This is a genomic window from Marinobacter salinisoli (assembly GCF_017301335.1).
Lineage (GTDB): Bacteria > Pseudomonadota > Gammaproteobacteria > Pseudomonadales > Oleiphilaceae > Marinobacter > Marinobacter salinisoli.
In genome coordinates, this window is sequence record NZ_CP071247.1 from 964871 (window position 1) to 981749 (window position 16879).

General features: G+C 59.3%; 16 protein-coding genes. 9 read left to right on the forward strand and 7 right to left on the reverse strand.

Annotation, left to right across the window (positions count from 1 at the left end; genetic code table 11):
- Nucleotides 1–141 precede the first annotated feature (141 nt).
- A complete protein-coding gene (locus LPB19_RS04300) occupies nt 142–1434 on the forward strand; it encodes a serine hydrolase domain-containing protein (protein ID WP_206644881.1) in 1293 nt (430 codons plus the stop codon).
- Here the strand turns inward: LPB19_RS04300 and LPB19_RS04305 are convergent.
- Nucleotides 1431–1778 (reverse strand): hypothetical protein, encoded by a 348-nt coding sequence (locus LPB19_RS04305; protein ID WP_206644882.1) that lies wholly within the window; start codon nt 1776–1778, stop codon nt 1431–1433. The two genes, LPB19_RS04300 and LPB19_RS04305, sit on opposite strands and share 4 nt — an antisense overlap.
- Before the next feature lie 197 nt (nt 1779–1975).
- Between LPB19_RS04305 and LPB19_RS04310 the strand changes: the two genes are divergently transcribed.
- Nucleotides 1976–2227, forward strand: coding sequence for a hypothetical protein (locus tag LPB19_RS04310; protein ID WP_206644883.1), 252 nt, complete (start codon nt 1976–1978; stop codon nt 2225–2227).
- Between the two features lie 16 nt (nt 2228–2243).
- Here LPB19_RS04310 and LPB19_RS04315 read toward each other — a convergent pair whose 3' ends face one another.
- On the reverse strand, nt 2244–3308 hold the full coding sequence (locus tag LPB19_RS04315; RefSeq protein WP_206644884.1) for a hypothetical protein: 1065 nt from the start codon (nt 3306–3308) through the stop codon (nt 2244–2246).
- A gap of 171 nt (nt 3309–3479) precedes the next feature.
- Between LPB19_RS04315 and LPB19_RS04320 the strand changes: the two genes are divergently transcribed.
- From LPB19_RS04320 to LPB19_RS04330, 3 genes are read left to right on the forward strand one after another with little or no spacing between them, the layout of a single operon-like run.
- Nucleotides 3480–6974, forward strand: coding sequence for a response regulator (locus LPB19_RS04320; protein ID WP_228289207.1), 3495 nt, complete (start codon nt 3480–3482; stop codon nt 6972–6974).
- A 39-nt stretch (nt 6975–7013) separates the two neighbouring features.
- Nucleotides 7014–7559 carry a hypothetical protein gene (locus LPB19_RS04325; protein ID WP_206644886.1) on the forward strand — a complete coding sequence of 182 codons (546 nt, stop codon included), beginning with the start codon at nt 7014–7016 and terminating at the stop codon, nt 7557–7559.
- A gap of 48 nt (nt 7560–7607) precedes the next feature.
- Nucleotides 7608–8021 carry a response regulator gene (locus tag LPB19_RS04330; protein ID WP_206644887.1) on the forward strand — a complete coding sequence of 138 codons (414 nt, stop codon included), beginning with the start codon at nt 7608–7610 and terminating at the stop codon, nt 8019–8021.
- Nucleotides 8022–8048: 27 nt separating this feature from the next.
- Here the strand turns inward: LPB19_RS04330 and LPB19_RS04335 are convergent, their stop codons facing one another.
- Nucleotides 8049–8321, reverse strand: a complete 273-nt coding sequence (locus LPB19_RS04335; RefSeq protein ID WP_206644888.1) for a hypothetical protein — start codon at nt 8319–8321, stop codon at nt 8049–8051.
- A 478-nt stretch (nt 8322–8799) separates the two neighbouring features.
- A complete protein-coding gene (locus LPB19_RS04340; RefSeq protein WP_206644889.1) occupies nt 8800–9336 on the reverse strand; it encodes a 3'-5' exonuclease in 537 nt (178 codons plus the stop codon).
- A 186-nt stretch (nt 9337–9522) separates the two neighbouring features.
- On the opposite strand from LPB19_RS04340, the gene queC reads away from it, so the two are divergent.
- Together queC and queE are read left to right on the forward strand one after the other, a co-directional pair.
- Nucleotides 9523–10188 (forward strand): 7-cyano-7-deazaguanine synthase QueC, encoded by a 666-nt coding sequence (gene queC / locus LPB19_RS04345; protein WP_206644890.1) that lies wholly within the window; start codon nt 9523–9525, stop codon nt 10186–10188.
- A complete protein-coding gene (gene queE, locus LPB19_RS04350; protein WP_206644891.1) occupies nt 10188–10844 on the forward strand; it encodes a 7-carboxy-7-deazaguanine synthase in 657 nt (218 codons plus the stop codon). Before queC ends, queE begins: the two co-directional genes overlap by 1 nt.
- Here queE and LPB19_RS04355 read toward each other — a convergent pair whose 3' ends face one another.
- The 3 genes from LPB19_RS04355 to LPB19_RS04365 form a co-directional block, all read right to left on the reverse strand.
- Nucleotides 10845–11915: an AraC family transcriptional regulator gene (locus LPB19_RS04355; protein ID WP_206644892.1), complete on the reverse strand. Its 1071-nt coding sequence runs from the start codon at nt 11913–11915 to the stop codon at nt 10845–10847.
- A 162-nt stretch (nt 11916–12077) separates the two neighbouring features.
- Nucleotides 12078–13673 carry an ExeM/NucH family extracellular endonuclease gene (locus LPB19_RS04360; protein ID WP_228289208.1) on the reverse strand — a complete coding sequence of 532 codons (1596 nt, stop codon included), beginning with the start codon at nt 13671–13673 and terminating at the stop codon, nt 12078–12080.
- Nucleotides 13674–13841: 168 nt separating this feature from the next.
- Nucleotides 13842–14744, reverse strand: a complete 903-nt coding sequence (locus tag LPB19_RS04365; protein ID WP_206645683.1) for a helix-turn-helix transcriptional regulator — start codon at nt 14742–14744, stop codon at nt 13842–13844.
- 271 nt (nt 14745–15015) lie between these two features.
- Here LPB19_RS04365 and LPB19_RS04370 point away from each other — a divergent pair, with 271 nt between their 5' ends.
- Both LPB19_RS04370 and LPB19_RS04375 read left to right on the forward strand, forming a co-directional pair.
- Nucleotides 15016–16302, forward strand: a complete 1287-nt coding sequence (locus LPB19_RS04370; RefSeq protein ID WP_206644893.1) for an MFS transporter — start codon at nt 15016–15018, stop codon at nt 16300–16302.
- A gap of 148 nt (nt 16303–16450) precedes the next feature.
- Nucleotides 16451–16876, forward strand: coding sequence for a MarR family transcriptional regulator (locus tag LPB19_RS04375; RefSeq protein ID WP_206644894.1), 426 nt, complete (start codon nt 16451–16453; stop codon nt 16874–16876).
- Nucleotides 16877–16879: the final 3 nt, after the last annotated feature.

Sequence of the window (16879 nt, forward strand, 5' to 3'; positions counted from 1 at the left end):
GTCTGTCTGTTCATAATGACGTCACTCGCCCGCGGGTTGGTTGGATGCTCTGACACCGGCAATCTCCGACTCCGGCCAATGACCACCGGAGGTTGCGTGGCGACACTGGATCAAACGCACCCTTGAGAAAAGGTTTATCGGATGAATCGAATTGCCCGCCGTGTCCTGCACACCAGCCGGATACCCAAGGATCTCTCAACCGTCACTGTCCGCGATCCGGCGGGTGAACGCCCGGAAGCCGCCGGCGTCAGCAGCGAAACCATCGACGCCATCTGGCACAGTGTGGAGTGCCTGTACCGGACCGGTGTGCATCCCGGCATGCAGTTGTCCGTGCGTCATAAAGGCGAGCAGGTTCTGCACCGGGCCATCGGCCACGCCCATGGCAATGGCCCCAACGACCCGGCTACCGGCCCCACCGCGGCCATGACCACCGAGACCCCGGTATGCTTTTTCTCGGCGTCGAAGGCCGTCACCGCGCTGCTGATTCACATGTTGGCGGAACAGGGCCTGGTGAACCTGATGGACCCGGTGTCCTATTACTGCCCAGAGTTCGCCCAGAACGGCAAACGCACGATTACTCTGCACCAGGTGTTGTCCCATCGTGGCGGCATACCGGCATTGCCGACCTCCACGCCGATCGATGTGTTGTGGGACCGGGATGAGGTCTGGCGGCTGTTGTGCGAGGCGAGGCCGGTGGAGGTCGACGGCGCCAAGGTGTCCTACCACGCGATTACCGGCGGTTTTGTGCTCCAGCGTGTCCTGGAAAAGGTCACCGGCGAGAGTATTGAGCATTTCCTTGATGTGCACCTGCGGCAACCCATGGGCATGACGTGGTTTACCTACGGTATCGCTCCAGAGCACCTGAGCGATCTGGCTTCCAACTACGCCACCGGCCCGACACCGCGTTTCCCGGTGTCTTGGGTGATCCGCCGCGCCCTGGGGGCGGACATCCACACCGTCGAGAGAGTATCCAATGATCCGCGCTTTCAGGAGGCGGTCATTCCGGCCGGCAACCTGTGCGGCACTGCCGAGGAGATGGGGCGTTTTTTCCAGATGATGCTCAACGGTGGGGTCTGGAACGGCAAGCGTATCTGCAGCGAGCGGACCGTACACCGGGCCATCCAGCAATACGGGTCGCTGCAAATCGACCGTACCATGATGATCCCGATGCGATTCAGTGCCGGCCTGATGCTGGGGGGCAATCCGGTGGGACTGTGGGGGCCCCAAAGTCGCCACGCGTTTGGTCATGTCGGGCTGATCAATAAACTCTGCTGGGCCGACCCGGCCCGGGACATTTCGGTCAGTCTGATCAATACCGGCATCTCCATTGTCGGCCACCACCTGCCGTCACTGGCGAAATTCGTCTACACCGTGTGTGACCGCTTCCCGATCATCCCGGAAGACCAGCGGCCACTGGCACTGGCAGGCTCCTAAACCGACCGCAGCTGCGCCTCCAGAATACCCAGCACTGACGACACCACATCCCGGAAATCGGTCAGTGTCTGGGTCCTCTGAATGACATCCTCCCGGTTTTCATCCAGCTGTTCCAGCTTCGGAACCACCCGTCGGATTCCCTCGGTAATCATCTCGTAAGGGTAGTGTTGTTCCTGAACACTGAGCTTGTTCATCTCTGCCACTTCCTGATGGAAGATGCTGATGACGTCGTACACCATGTCTTTGTGGCGAATGTTGCCCGCCTCCCAGTAGGCATCATCCAGCAGTTCCAGCAGCGATAGGTATTCCCGGAGGGTATGAGCAACAGACGTCTGGGGAGTCATGGCAATCCGTTTGGCGGGCGATAAGTGACTGTTTAACGGAACTATAGCAGGGGATACGTCGTGTGATGAATAAAGACCTGTGACGGGGATCTTAATAAAAATGAAACTATATTCATTTTTGTTGCTCTTTCCATGGCCGCCGTGCAAAATTTAACCACGGTTAAAGGACAGCCACGACTCATTGGATGAGACATTAAATGGACAAACCTTCCAGGAACCGCTCTACCCATTGTGAACGCGCTGTGATGCTGGATCATCACGACAGCGTCCGGGATCACGTTCATCAAAAGGTCAGCTCTGAAGTCGAGCATCTGGAGCGTCGTATCGAGACGCTGCGGCTGAGGCGCGCTCCGCACGCCGAGATCATGATTTCCGCCTTTGAGCGGATGATCAACCGCAAGAAAGGTTTTCTGCGGAACTGGGAAATGACGGACCGGCCTCTGTGCTGAACGGCCCGCGCGGTGCTCAGGACCGGGCGCCGGTCGGCACGGTCGAGTACTGGAAACTGGGCTCTGTGAGGTTGGTGCAATACGCTGGATTAGCGATTGTTTGCTCTCGATCTTCAGGATCGTAGTTCCGGGGCGCCTCAGCACTGGACGTGTAAATTTTTACCTCTGGCACCGAGTAATCCATTTCGATTTTCAGGCAGGATATCGAGCTGGCCGGATCGCCAAAGCTGAAACCAGGGCCTGGCAGGGTTCCTGAAGGTTGGTCCGGATCATCAGGAAATTCACTGGTTCCAACCCGGGTGCCATCAATGATGATGGTATCGGTTTGTATGCCACGGTAGTTTCGGGAAAAACTGAACTCGCGCTCGCCTTCAATGACAACGCTGCCCTCACTGCCGAGTCGGGCGCCATCGTTATAGCCGGCGGCGGAAAAATCCCGGCCCCGGAACTCTGTACCTAATGCCGCGCTGGGGCGGGTGCTGCCCTTTGGGAAGGTCCCTGAGGCGACCCAGATGAGCGTTCGGATCACGTTGCCGGTTGTGTCCGGCGTATTGACCCACTTCACCGTCGGGTAGCGCCAGTAATAGTCCTGTACTGCCGCGCCGGCCTCCGCGGCGGCCTGATCCGTGAACTGGATGGAAACGCCATTGGTGGTTGTGTCGTAGATGCCCACCTCGCCGGAATCAATGCTGGCGCTGATGTACTGACGAGCCTCGGTAAAATTCTGGACTTCGTCCTCGCCGATGACCCGGCGCATCAGGTCCAGTGGATTTCTCACCGAGAGGATGGCCGATTGATCTTCGGACACCCCAAGGCCGAGAAACACCGACAGTTGCTCGCGAATGCCTTGCGCCGATGCTTGCGCTTCGGTGTAGTTCGGATTGGCGGGATCGGGCTCAACGGCCTGGTAGAGATCGTTGAACAGGGTCGTGTCCATTTGTTCCGTCAGCGTAAAAGAGGAAAACCCCAGGTTCACGTTCGTCGCTGGATTGAAGGTGGAAGAGCCGGAGGATTCGAGCCCGCAGCCTGCAAGGCTGAGTGTTCCGGCGGCCACCGCGACGAAAAAGCAGGAATGTCTCATTTCGAAAGGCCTTGAGGTGCGCAAGTAGGGTTTTGGGGCTAAAGTACGAATTCAGAGGGATGTTGTTCCCAGGTTCGAATGCTGACAATAAATCATAAAACAGGCATCTGCCCTCGCGGAGATCACATTTTGCGGCACTGGTGTACGCCCGCCATCACAGCAGTTATTCGTATGCTGCTGGCTCTGCTTGTCCTGTCGGCCATGTTGTCGCCCGCCCATGCGGGCCAGAATCCGTGCCGAGACGGAATGCTGGTGCTTGGCAGTGGGACAAGCAGTGTCCAGGACCTCAGCGGATGCCTCTGGTATCTGGAAGACCCCGCTCAGAGCCTGTCTTTCCACGACATCAAAGACCGTGGACTCCGGGCTTTCAGGCGCCATGATGGTGGCACCCTTAATTTCGGTTACACCGATTCCGCCTACTGGGTCCGTGTGGATGTTCGCCCGGTCGGCACCGCCGCCGATACCAACTGGATCCTCGAACTTGCCCTACCCCTGGTGGACGACGTCCGTCTGTACCTGGTGCGCGACGGCGAACTGGTGCAGCAGAGTCAGGCCGGTTACCGGGATAACTGGTCCGAGCGTGACCTTGCCGTTCCCAACCCCACGTTCCGTCTTGATCTGGCCCCGGGTGGCGTTACTTCGGTGTTCCTGCGGATTACCAACACCAACACCTTCCGAGTGCCGGTCACGCTCTGGCATCCTGACAGTTACATCGAAAAGATCTCCATTGACGAGGCGTTTCGTGGCGTTTTGCTCGGAGCGATTTTTGCGATTCTGGCCTACAACCTGTTTGTGGCTGTGTCGGTACGTGAGCGCAGCATTATCTACTACGTGCTGTACCTGGTGTCAGCGGCTATTTTTATCGTCACCGAGCAGGTGCACGGCATTCAACTGCTGGATAGCCGCCCGGCCCTGTTGAGTAAGGAGTACCTGCATTTCCAGATTATCGCGATCTGGTTGTGGGGCTTCCTGATGGCCCGCCACCTGCTGGAGACGAAAGAGCGATCGCCTCATCTCGACAAGGTAATCAAGGTCAGTCTGTGGATCGTGACAGTAACCTTTGGCCTGAACTTCTTCATGCCTTACCAGGTGGCAATGGAATGGAGTGTTCTGGGGTCGATTCTGGTCAGTCTGATCCTGATCGTGGTGAGCTATGTGTCCTGGCGCTACTACAATCCGGCTGCCAAGTCCTACTTCTTTGCCTGGACGCTGGCGCTCACCGGTTTCGGGGTATACGCGCTGACGGTCATGGGTTTCCTGCCGCTGAATCCGCTCACCAATTATTCCCTGCAGATCGGTGTGGTTGCCCAGGTGATCCTGTTTTCCTTCGCCCTGGCTGATCAGATCAAACAGGTACAGGGCGAGGCGCTGGACTGGAGCCGGCGGGCTCTGTCGAACCTGCAGCGGTACCAGTCGCTGTTCGATAACGCCATTGAGGGCGTCTTCCAGATGTCGCCGGATCGCCGTTTGTTAACGGCAAATCCCGCCATGGCCGAACTGATGGGGTATGCCAGCAGTGACGAATTACTCCGGCGCAATCCGGATGTGCTGGAAACCTGCATTGCTGACGACCAGCTAAGGCAGCGGGTGATCGAAAAATTGCAGGCCACGGGTGCAGCCAAGGGCATTGAGGCCCGATACCTGAGCCGAGCCGGTGAAGAACGCTGGGCCAACCTTTCCCTGCACACGGTTTATGACGCCGACGGCGAGCCCCTTTATCTGGAAGGCACCTGCATCGATTTGACGGAAACCCATCAGCGGCGGCGAATCGAGCGCGAACGTGAGCAGGAGCGGCTGGAGAAAGAACTGGCCCGGAATTCCGCCCAGGCGAAAAGCCAGTTCCTTGCCAACATGAGCCACGAAATCCGAACCCCGTTGGCGGCCATCATCGGCTATGGCGAAACCTTGCTCGACGCCAGCCTCAGCGAGGAGGAAAAGAAAACCAGCGCCGAAACCGTAGTGCGCAGCGGCAGGCACCTGCTGGACCTGGTCAACGACATTCTGGATCACTCAAAGATTGACGCCAACAAGCTCAGCGTGGACGTGGTGTCGGTGAATCTGCCGGAATTGCTGGATGAGATCCGCGCCTTCTTTGCTCCCAAAGCCAAGGAAAAGGGTCTGGATTTCTTCATTATCTGCGAGTATCCCCTGCCCGAGAAAATTCAGACCGATCCCACCCGCCTGCGGCAAATCATCATCAATTTGTGCGGAAATGCCCTGAAATTCACCAATAAAGGATCGATTTCCCTGGTGGTTCGGTGTGATGCCCAGAATGAAACACTGATCGCCACCGTGGTGGATACCGGCATTGGCATGAAGCCGGAGCAGTTTGAACGCCTGTTCGATCCGTTTGCCCAGGGCAGTGCCTCTATCTCCAGGCAGTACGGGGGTACCGGGCTTGGCCTCAGTATCTCCCGCCGCCTGGCGGAATTGCTCGGGGGCACCATCCGGGTCCACAGCACCTACGGCGAGGGCAGCGAATTTGAGCTGTCGATTCGCACGGGTTCGCTGGGCGGGGTGCATTTCCTGCGCGATGCCTCGGAGCTGAGCCAGCGCCGGCGCAACCTGCCCATGGTGATGGCGCCGAAACTTTCGGGTCGTATCCTGTGTGCGGAAGACAACGAAGTTAACCGCCGGCTGGTGTCGCTGCTGGTCTCCCGGACCGGAGCAGACCTGGTGCATGTTGGCAATGGGGCGGAAGCGCTGGAACTGGCCCTGCGGGAAGAGTTTGACCTGATTCTGATGGACATCCAGATGCCGGTGATGAACGGGCGGGATGCCACCGCGGCGCTGCGGGAAGCTGGCAAGAATACACCGGTCATTGCGCTGACCGCCAATGTGATGGCAGAAGACATCGCCGATTATCGGCGCGCGGGGTGCAACGAGCATCTGGCCAAGCCGATCGACAAGCAACGGTTTTACGAGCTGCTGGCTCGGTATCTTACCGTCCAGTCGGAGGTGGTTGAGCCACCCGTGGCCCGTTTTACCGGCCAGGTCCTGGTAGCCGAAGACAACGACCAGAACCGCCAACTGGTGGCGCGCATGCTCAAACGTCAGGGCCTGGATGTGATCACCGTTGCCAGTGGCGAAGAGGCCGTGCGCCGTGCCCTGTCAGACTCCGTGCAACTGCTATTGATGGATCGACACATGCCGGGGATGGATGGCGTTGAGGCGGCCCGTTTGCTGCGTCAGGCCGGTTTCCGGCGGCCCATTATCGCCTTCACCGCCGGAGACCAGAAGGAAATCGACGCCCTGACGGACGCCGGCTGCGAAGGCGTTTTGAACAAGCCAATCGACCAGGGGCACCTGCAGGCCTTGCTTGAACGCTACTTGCCAAGGGCCGGTCAGAGGTCGGAACAGGTGTCGGAAGATCCGGGCATCAAGCATCTGGTGCACAAGTTCTTGCGCGGGCTGGCGGCGCACCGCGACCACATGGAGCGCGCCTTCACCAGTCGGGATCCCGAGGGTTTACGGGTCGAAGTTCACCAGATCAAGGGCACGGCGGGCGCCATGGGTTACCCCCAGATGACGCGCCAAGCCGGCGTTCTGGAGGCGATGTTGGTGGCCGAAGCAGCGGACTGGGACAGCGTTCGGACAGAACTGGATAGCCTGGTTGATATGATTGATCGGGCTCGTGCGGCCGCCGAACCGTCACTCGGGGATTAACCGCGGGATGAACCGCAATGGCATGATTGGAGAAAAGTCATGACTGATAAGCAGTACCACCGGGAGCGTCACTCCCTGAGCATGATGTACGGCACCTACGCCGATGTGCTGTTCGTGTTGTTTCCATTTCTGGTCATCATCATGCAGCGGCTGTGGGATGGCCGGCTTTATGAAACCCTGCTGCGCCCGGATCTGAGCATCGCCGCAGCCATCCTGGCGGGGCTTGCGATCGGCAAGTTCGTTCTCGGGCTGGTCAGCAATCGGGATCTGGGGGCCTTCAAGGAGCGGATTGTTTTCTTTATCGCGCTCACCTTGTTTGTGGTTCTCGGGCCGGCAATGATCCTGATACTGAGTATAATCGGGAGCGTGGAAGTGCCGGGGTTCGTCGCCTTTATTCAGCCGATCTTGCTGATTCTCGCCATTGCCCTGTATTCCACCGCCGTCGGGATCAGTAATATTCTGATCCGGGGTGATTCCGAGGTGTCCGATGTCGCGGATGAGCCAATTAGCGAGGACCAGCCGGCCTCCAGGCCTCGTCCCGAGCCCCTGGACTTACCCCGTCGAACGGGCAACGAATCGCTGTGACTGGAGTATCACGATGACCGCATATCGAAGTTTGGCAGGAGACCGTCGATGAGAGAGCTCAGAGTACTGGTGGTTGAGGATGAGCCGATCATGCGTGAACGCCTGGTCGATCTGCTGTACCAGGCGGGCGCAACCCAGGTTGTCGAATGCGCTGACGCAGCCTCCGCTCGTGCCGCCTTTTCCGATCAGCGGTTCCAGATTGTTTTGCTGGACCTGGGCCTGCCCGATGGTGATGGACACCAGGTGATGCAGGAATTCAAAGGCACCCGTGAACAGCAGTATGTGGTACTGGTCACCGCCGATGATTCGATCGACAGTATTCAGCGGGCGATCGGGGCTGGCGCTAACGGTTATGTGGTCAAGCCGTATTCCCAGGAAAAGGTGTACGATGTCGTCAACAATTACGTGATGGTTCACGGCGATGACCTCGCAGCGTTACAGGGCCTGAGCCGGCAGCACTGACCGGTCAGGCCTGCCCTGGCGTCGGCGTCAGGCTACCTGGCGCGCAATCCAGGAGTTGTATCGGGTAGCCAGGGCGCGGACATAGCGCGCCTCGCCATTATCGAGGTTGCCCAACACTCCCTTGAAGATCCAGCCCCGTTCGTAAACGCCCAGAACCCGCTGCTCATCGTCCAGGTTGACGCGCTGATTCAGCTTCCTGCATATGGCATCCAGTAGCGGGAGTTTTTCCGGGCGCCTGATCGGCCCCTGTCCGCCTTTCGGCGCTGTTCTCGCTGTGTGTCTTGTCGGATGTCTTCTCATAACCCCTCCCTACTGTTGTTTTGCGGCTGCAAAAACACAAACCCCCGGCGCCGACAGGCAACCGGGGGTTCGTAGCAGAAGCGGCCCCGGTCGCTCAGAAGGCTCCCGGGACTGACCGAAAGCCGTTATGGATTGTTCATCATCAGCTCAACAGACTGGAATACTTCGCAGTCTGTGCGTTCGTTGAATCGGAATGTGACAATCATTTGGCCATGGTTCTCTTGGGTTTGGTTTGGAATCAGTGTATCGGGTTATGACTGCTTTGCAATACTGCGCCGGCTGCGGCAAACCCCTACAGACGCTGAACGGCGCCATCAGCATAATGCGCAGCGTCACGTGTTTTTACGTTGTGCAATCCATGGTTCTCGCCGCGCCGGGAACCAAATGGATCTCTCCTTTATTTTCGACGCAGCCTCCCGGCTGCGTTTTTTTTGCGTGTCTGAAAGGTGGCGGTCGTCAGGCTGCGGTGGACAGGGGGTCAGGCTTCGTCGCTTTGGCCCTGGGAGGTGCCAAATGAAGGGCACAGAAGGCGGATTCTTTGCCAGGTTTTGTGCAGAATCAACGCGTCGTTGGCAGCGCGGTGCACCGGCAGGCCCAGTTCCGAAATCACTGCCTGGCGTACGGTCGACCATTCACGGACCTCGGCTGGATTCAGGAGCGAGGAGATGGATTCGAGTTGGAACGCGGGCTCAACACGGGCGGCCTTGAACAGGCGGTGGAGCCAGAAACTGTCGAACGTCCAGGCATCACAGTACACCAGCTTAGGAAGCATTTCGTTAAGCTGACGGGCGACGTCGCGGACGGTGGAGCCCTCGGCGTCCAGCATGGGCCGGGAAATACCGTGAATACCCTCAGCACTCTCGGACCAGTCCTTCCACAGAACATGCGGCGCAATGAGCCAGCTATGAAGGGTGCCATCTGGCATACAGATGCCAACTTCGATGGGGTAGCTCGCGATCAGGTCGAGGCTGGACGCCTCAAAATCGATGAATGCCGGGCATGTAGTGTTAATCATTGGCTCAGTGTAGTTGATGCATTATTTTTTGAATGAGTTTACCGGTACCTGGCCGGAGAGGCGAACCGAAGAGGTTCGTCGCTGTTACAATCTGTGCATGGATTGTAAAAGCCTGATGACAGCCCGACATTTCGGGGGGCGGCAGTAAGCCACTGAAATTACATTGTTACCATATGGGGATACCGAATGACCGAATCCGTGGTTGTGATTTATTCCGGGGGTATGGACTCCTTCACTTTGCTCCATCGTGCGCGGGCTCGCGGCTACCGGGTATATGCCCTGTCGTTCAACTATGGGCAGCGGCATGTGCGGGAACTGGAAGCGGCCGCTGCCGTGTGCGAGCAGCTCAAGATTCCCCATAAGGTGATTGATATCCGTGCCATGGGTGAGGTCATGGCCGGCTCGGCCCTGACCTACGACGGGGATGTGCCCGATGGGCACTATGAGGAAGAGAGCATGAAATCCACCGTCGTGCCAAACCGGAATATGATCCTGCTCTCCCTGGCCACCGGTTATGCCGTGACGGTGTCTGCGAATGCCGTCTGGTACGGAGCCCATGGTGGCGACCACGCCATCTACCCCGATTGTCGACCGGAATTCGTTGAGAAGATGGATGCGGTATGTCGGATTGCCAACTATCAACCGGTGGCCATTGAGGCCCCCTTCCTGAGCATGGACAAAGGCGACATTTTGGCCGAGGGGCTGAAGCTGGGGCTGGATTATGGTCGGACCTGGACCTGTTATAACGGCCGGGAAAAAGCCTGCGGCCGCTGTGGCTCCTGTGTCGAAAGGCTGGAGGCCTTCGCCAACAATGGTGTGAGAGACCCGCTGGACTATGAGGTGGAGGCCTGATGTACCGGGTCAAAGAGGCGTTTTACACGTTGCAGGGCGAAGGCGCCCAGGCGGGCCGGGCGGCCGTGTTCTGTCGGTTCAGCAAGTGCAATCTCTGGACTGGTCGAGAAAAGGACCGGACCAATGCCGTATGCAACTTCTGCGACACGGATTTCGTCGGGACTGACGGCCAGAACGGAGGCCAGTTCGAAACCCCGGAAGCGCTGGCCGAGCATATCCGGCGGCTGTGGCCGAATGCTCAGGGGCGTCCTTACGTGGTCTGCACCGGAGGCGAACCGCTGCTGCAGTTGGATGCCCCACTCATTGATGCCTTCCATGCTGCGGGGTTCGAAGTGGGGGTGGAAACCAATGGCACGTTACCGGCGCCGGCCGGCATAGACTGGCTGTGCGTCAGCCCGAAGGCGGACGCCAGGGTGGTGATCGAGGCCTGTGACGAACTCAAGCTGGTGTATCCCCAGCCGCTGGCGATGCCTGACCAGTTTGGCCATATCCGTGCCAGCCATTACTTTCTGTCGCCCATGGCCTCGCCAGCGCTACCAGAACAGGGGCCGGACCCGGTCAAGCAGAGCAATACCCAGAAGGCAACCGAGTATTGCCTCGCGCATCCTCAGTGGCGCCTGACCCTGCAGATGCACAAGATTATTGGCATCGACTGATCACGCTGATTCGGTCACAAATTGATCGGGAGCCCGCTGCGGGGGCTTTCTGGCCTCGTTCCGGTGCTGGCTCGGGCTGATACCGGTCCAGCGCTTGAACGCCCGGGTAAAGTTTGCGGCATCGGCGTAACCGAGCGTCTCGGCGATCTGGCTCAGATTCAGTCCGGTTTTCTCGAGCAGATCACAGGCCTGCTTCAGCCGAACCTGGTCCACCAGGGCCTGAAAGCTCATGCTCTCTTCTTGCAGGCGCCGTTTCAGTGTGCGATCGGACACGAACAGCGTGGCAGCCACCCGCGCCAGCTTGGGTGGAAAGGGGTGGCTGGTTTCGATAACCCGGCGCACGCGGCAGGCGAAGCCGGCATCGTCGGTCAGCTGTTTCAGGGCCAGTTCGCATTGCGAACGTGACGAGGCGGCCAGTTGGTGGTCGCTGAAGCGAACCGGTAAATCGAGCTGGGAGATCGGAATGATCAGGGCATCGTCACCGGCGCCGTAGATCACCGGAACCGGAATCTGCTGACGAAAGCGGTGGAAATAGCCCGGTTCCGGGCCACGCCGTTCCAGCCGGCAACCTTTCACGGCGGTGCCTGTCAGTTGCGTCCCCATGAACACGCAACCATAGAGCATGGCGTCCAGAATGAATCCCTGTAACGGGCCTAGATCCCTGGCGCAGCGCACCCGATAGGTGGCCATGCTGCCATGAACCTGCCGGGTGACCTCAAGCTGGGGCGCACGCAGGGAGAGAAAGCGTGTCATCAGGTCAAGGGCTTCCGCCAGAGTCTGGCTGCTCATCACCGCGGTACCGAGGGTGCCATGCAGGGGCAGTTTCAGTTCGCGGGCCAGCATGATGCCGAGGCCGGGTTCCCCGCTTTCAATGATTGCCCGGGTGACAAATTCGCTGGCCTGCGGCTGGCTGACTCTCAGGTCGACGGAATTCAGGCGACTGGGGTTTAACCCGACCCGGTGCAGTAATTCCTGTTCATCGATACCCAGGGTGCCCAGCAGCTCCGCTAGCAGGTGCAGATAAATGGCTGGCATACCCAGATCTTGATCGGAGGCGTTGGAGGCGCGCATATGGTTCCCTCATCCGTGATGGCAATGTCGTCCTTGGTGCTCAAACTGTTCGAATTATGACCGGTGCCGGGGCCCGGCCCCATGACTTGGCTGACGATGAAACCGGCTAGTCGGGCCAATTGGCCTCTTGTACGGCTGATTGGCCTGGGGAAACCGGAACAGCTATAAGCGGATATCGACGATCACCGGGTTGTGGTCGGAGGTGCGCCAGGGAATCGGCGATGCAGGGTTCAAAGTGCTTTGGTAGCTCAACGCCGGTGGCTCATCGGCGTTAATCAACCAGGTCTGTGCACCCAGAATCCGGGGCTTGAGGTTCTTGGATGCCAGAGCATAGTCCAGAGACCCCTTCGCGCCGCGGTAACGGTAGGTGTAGTGCGGACAGTGCGTTGCCGAGCACGGATGGAAGTGGTGCACCATGCTCGTGAAGCCCGTCTGTTCGAGCAGCTGCAGCGGAGCTTCCCTGGCATAAGCGTTGAGATCGCCGGTAACCAGGGTACCCGCGATTTTCGTCTCCGCCGGCCAGTGCTCAAGCCAGTCCAGCACAGCCTTGGCCTCCCTTTGTCGCCGGCTGGCGTAGCAGCCTTGGCCATCCCCTCGATTGCGGTCTTCACCACGGGCGTTGCGACAGCCTTTGGATTTGAAATGAACGACCACCACGGCCACCGCAGCATCACCACCAAGACGTTGAAAAACCTGACCCAGGGGCGGCCGTCCACGGTGTTGGAAGGGGCCGCTGGCGAGTCGCCCGGGTGATCCCGGGGCACGCACTCTGTCCGCGCGATAAAGCAGCACCGTGCGGATCTGATCGGTGCCATCCTGTCCCGGGGTGGCAACCACCCGCCAGGGCTTGCCCAGGGCACGGGCCAGTTCAGCAACGGCACTGTTGCTGCCGTAGCCATCGTTCTCTACCTCGGCCAGTGCAAGGATGTCCGGGTCCGGTGCGGTCAGGGCGGTTACCAGCCGCCGATGTTGTTCCCGAAAATCCTCCGGTGATTCCGCTCCGCGCGGAGTTGGAAAATCGCCGCCCCGACCATCGCCATTGAAGTAGTTGCCAAGATTGAGGGTCAGAACCCGGATATGTTGGGCATCGGGACGTTGCGGAGGCGGCTTTCTGGGATTGGCGGGCAGAAAGGCGGGGGTGGTTTCCGGCTGCAGGCGCCAGGCTCCGTGGCGAAAATCGAGAGTGCCGGCTATGCCGGTGATCTGGTCTCCGGCCCGCACGGTGTTGGATTCCGTCAGGCCGCCGGGCGGCCAGGGAATCGGTCGGGGATGCTCCCGGCTACTGCCGTCATCCAGAACAAGGCGGTGCTGGACACTGGAGGGCTTATTCTGTCCAGGACGGGGTGTCTGGACTTCGGTCGCAATGACCGGATCGCTGTTGGCCAGCGTCAAGGCTCCGTAGCGGGCCAGTTCGTAGGTGTCGATCACGGTCAGGGGCGTGTCTACCCGGATGCGCATGTTTTCCAGCGATTCCGGGGGCTGGCGCCAGGGCAGCGTTACCGGTATCGGTGCGGGCAGGCCCGGTGAGCCGCAGACCGTCAGGCGCGCGACGTCCACCAGTTCGGTCAGGTCATAATGTTCTTTGACCCTGGCGGTGATCCGCACGCGATCGCCGGGTTTGCCGGCTTTGTGCCGGGTATAGACAAAGAGTGCTTCAGAGGTTGCAGGGTTACGGTCCGTTTCGTGGTCGGCCTGTTGGAGGTAAAAGCCGCGCCAGCCCCCGGGTGCCCGTGAATCGGCGGTGATAATGCCTTCCACGCTAACGGTTTTCCCGGCCAGCGGAGAATGGGAACCTGCCCCCTGAATATCGGCGATCGGAGTGGCCGGTGCGCCGCATTCGTTCGCTGCCGCCCCCGCCGCGCAGCCGCCGAGTATTAGAAGGGTCGCTGTACGTATGGTGGTGAGCCTGACTCCCACGTTAACGGTTTAGCTGAGGCCGGCCACAGCCTTGAGTGCCCGTTCCCGGCGGCTGCCGAACCCGAGCTGGTCTGGATTGACCAGTTCCAGCTGCTGCACCAGTGGATCAGGGTGCTGGCTATCGAGCGTGATGCCCAGACCGGAGAGCAGGTAGGGCGAGAGGGCGGCCCGGGTGCGTATTTTCAGGTGGCCGTGGGTCATGCCGTAATCCCGGGCGATGATCTCCTGCTGGGCTGCGCTCAGACGCTGATCCGGCACCAGCTCCATGGTGACCTCCCGGTTCCAGTCTTCGTCCTGCAGGCTGCTGTGCTTGGCTTTCTGGCGCAGCGCTTGCGGTGGCTGCTGGAAGCGGTTCAGGGCAAAGTCCCGGAATTCGCGGTTGGCGTGGCACCAGGCGCGCAGATGCCAGTTGGTGCCGGTGCACACCAGGGTGTGAGGTTCGAGGATGCTTTCGACTGCTTCCGGACGGGTCAGGGAAACGTAGCTGGCTCTCAGTTGGCGGCCATGGCGAGTAGCATGTACGACCGCCCGCATGGTTTCCGGCTCGATGACTCGGTTCGGGGCCTGCAGAAAGGTGCTTTCCGGCAGGCCGATGTCCAGTGTTTCGAAGGTATTGCTCAGGTTTTGCTGGCGGGCCAGCAGCTCAACGTATTCATTCACGATGCCGTGGGTGACCACCGGACGAAACTGCTCGGACGGGACATAGCCCTTGAGGTGCCGGTCGTATACCAGGTTGTCTGGAGCCAGTTCCCGCAGGTAAGTGTTGATGTCCTTGGACGCCTGCTGACGACCGATGCCGAAGCTGTGACAGATGTGGTTGGTGGTCAGTCGGCCTTCCCAAAGGGCAATGGTTTCGATCAGGCGATAGCGCAGCAGCAAGTCCCAGCGGATGGGCCAGTCCGTCTTTTTCATAACCAGACGCTCGTGGGTGAAGTGGATATCTGCATTCATGTTACCCGCTATGACAAAATCAGTGTGTTACGTCGCTTTAATGTAAAATAACGTAAAATCCTGTGCTGTCGCTACTCGCAGGCCGATGCGTGTGCGCGCGGGCGGTGTTTCGGCAAGTGCCTAGTAGCTGGCCGGTGGCACTATTGATCTATAATACGCGCCGTGAATCAGTACCTTAATCGAACCCTCCTTTAACCCCGCCCGCAAACGGGACTGCCGTGAGTCTGTTGCCTTGACGCGAATGGTTGCCTCCCTGTCTGCGCTGATTATCAGCATCGCCCTGCTGGTCAGCGGCAACGCTTTCCTGATGACATTGCTGGGCATTCGCCTGAGCTTTGAGCAGGTTTCTCCGGACGTTATCGGCTGGATTCTGGTCTGTTATTCGATCGGCTTTGTTCTGGGTACCATGTATGTCCACACGATCATCGAGCGGGTAGGTCATATCCGGGCCTTTGCCGTGTTTGCGGCGGTGTCTGCCGTGGTTGCGCTGCTGTATCCCATGGTGATCTACGAGCCTGTCTGGGCGGTGTTCCGTGTTTTGTCCGGCTTCAGCGTCGCCGGTGTGCTGGTGGTGATCGAAAGCTGGTTTTCCAGCCGGGCAACGAACGAAAACCGTGGTGCCTTGTTTGCGGTTTATCAGATTGTCTTTTATTTGTCGGCGGCAGGTGGCCAGCTGCTGATCAATGTCAGTGATCCCGCCAACTTCATGCCGTTTTCTCTGGCGGCGATTCTGCTCACACTTGCTCTGCTGCCACTCTCGCTTACCCGGATGGAGGCGCCGGTCATCGAGAAGGTTCACCGAATCTCGTTTTTTACCCTCGCCCGGGAGTCATTCTCCGGGGTTGCCGGTGCGCTGATTTGTGGTGTTCTGGTGGGGGGGTTCTATGCGCTGGGGCCGGTGTACGCCACGCTGATGGGGCTGGATGTGGCCAAAACGTCCAGTTTCATGGCCAGTGCCATTGTTGCCGCGATGATTGTTGCCTGGCCGCTGGGCCGCCTGTGTGATCTGTTTGATCGTCGGCGCGTGATGTTCTGGGTGGCGATGACAGCCGCGGCGTCCGCAGGTGTTGTGGCCTACTTTGGTGCGGCCAATTTCTGGCTGCTGACCCTGGCCGTCGGGCTGATGATCGGGCTTTCGGCGGCACTGTACCCGATTGCCGTAGCCATCACGAATGACCGCATGGAAAGCAATCGCATCGTTGCCGCCAGTGCCACGTTGTTGCTCAGCTACGGCGTGGGCAGTGTCATCGGCCCTGTGGCCATGGCGGAGCTGATCAACGTGCTGGGTCCGCAGGGGCTGTTCATGGGCAATGCCGGGTTCCTGCTGTTGCTGTGCGTGATCACCAGTTACCGGATCAGCCATACTGAGGATGTGCCTGTGGAAGCGCAGGAGCACTTCGTTCCGGCCATGCCGGAGGCGTCTCCGGTACTGGCGGAAATGGATCCGCGTAATAACGAGTTCCATGAATCCCACGAGGTGGAGGAAATGAAACTCGAGAAACAGCGGCAAGAGGCTTAGGCCCGCTGCCAACCCATTTTTTGCGACCCTGTCTTTACTGGAATTATTAGCATACTATTATTGGCTTTCTAATATGGTAAGCATGGGGTGGTTTTTTGGCCCTTTGTTCCGCTGGCGGCCCGGCCGCCTGTTGAAAGGAGTTTCCAGCATGAAAGACCAGTTTCCTTTTGCTGTTGCGCGAGTTACCCGGCGCTGGCGCAAGATGCTTGATGAGCGACTGAAAGACCTTGGTGTCACCCAGGCCCGTTGGAGCACCATGGTGTATCTCTCGAAAGGTGGCGAGGGCCTGACCCAGCGCGAGCTGGCAACCCTGATGGCCATTGAGAACCCGACCCTGGTCCGTTTGCTGGACAGTCTGGAACAGCAGGACCTGATTGAACGTCGCCCCTGCCCGAATGATCGCCGTGCCCGCCGCCTGTACCTCACCAAGGCCGGACGCGAGTTTATGGACGAGCTCTCCGGGCGCGCGGAAACCCTGCGGGAAGAAATGCTGGAGGGCATCAGCGACGAGGAAATCGCCTGCACCGTTCGGGTGTTCCACAAGATTCTGGAAAACGCAGAGAAGCCGAAGTAAGCC

What these genes read in the sequence shown, in the direction of transcription:
- queE (WP_206644891.1), top strand. Translation starts at nt 10,188, where the DNA reads ATGTACCGGGTCAAAGAGGCGTTTTACACGTTGCAGGGCGAAGGCGCC.
- queC (WP_206644890.1), top strand. Translation starts at nt 9,523, where the DNA reads ATGACCGAATCCGTGGTTGTGATTTATTCCGGGGGTATGGACTCCTTC.
- LPB19_RS04300 (WP_206644881.1), top strand. Translation starts at nt 142, where the DNA reads ATGAATCGAATTGCCCGCCGTGTCCTGCACACCAGCCGGATACCCAAG.
- LPB19_RS04325 (WP_206644886.1), top strand. Translation starts at nt 7,014, where the DNA reads ATGACTGATAAGCAGTACCACCGGGAGCGTCACTCCCTGAGCATGATG.
- LPB19_RS04320 (WP_228289207.1), top strand. Translation starts at nt 3,480, where the DNA reads ATGCTGCTGGCTCTGCTTGTCCTGTCGGCCATGTTGTCGCCCGCCCAT.
- LPB19_RS04305 (WP_206644882.1), bottom strand. Translation starts at nt 1,778, where the DNA reads ATGACTCCCCAGACGTCTGTTGCTCATACCCTCCGGGAATACCTATCG.
- LPB19_RS04340 (WP_206644889.1), bottom strand. Translation starts at nt 9,336, where the DNA reads ATGATTAACACTACATGCCCGGCATTCATCGATTTTGAGGCGTCCAGC.
- LPB19_RS04330 (WP_206644887.1), top strand. Translation starts at nt 7,608, where the DNA reads ATGAGAGAGCTCAGAGTACTGGTGGTTGAGGATGAGCCGATCATGCGT.
- LPB19_RS04355 (WP_206644892.1), bottom strand. Translation starts at nt 11,915, where the DNA reads ATGCGCGCCTCCAACGCCTCCGATCAAGATCTGGGTATGCCAGCCATT.
- LPB19_RS04315 (WP_206644884.1), bottom strand. Translation starts at nt 3,308, where the DNA reads ATGAGACATTCCTGCTTTTTCGTCGCGGTGGCCGCCGGAACACTCAGC.
- LPB19_RS04365 (WP_206645683.1), bottom strand. Translation starts at nt 14,744, where the DNA reads ATGAAAAAGACGGACTGGCCCATCCGCTGGGACTTGCTGCTGCGCTAT.
- LPB19_RS04310 (WP_206644883.1), top strand. Translation starts at nt 1,976, where the DNA reads ATGGACAAACCTTCCAGGAACCGCTCTACCCATTGTGAACGCGCTGTG.
- LPB19_RS04335 (WP_206644888.1), bottom strand. Translation starts at nt 8,321, where the DNA reads ATGAGAAGACATCCGACAAGACACACAGCGAGAACAGCGCCGAAAGGC.
- LPB19_RS04375 (WP_206644894.1), top strand. Translation starts at nt 16,451, where the DNA reads ATGAAAGACCAGTTTCCTTTTGCTGTTGCGCGAGTTACCCGGCGCTGG.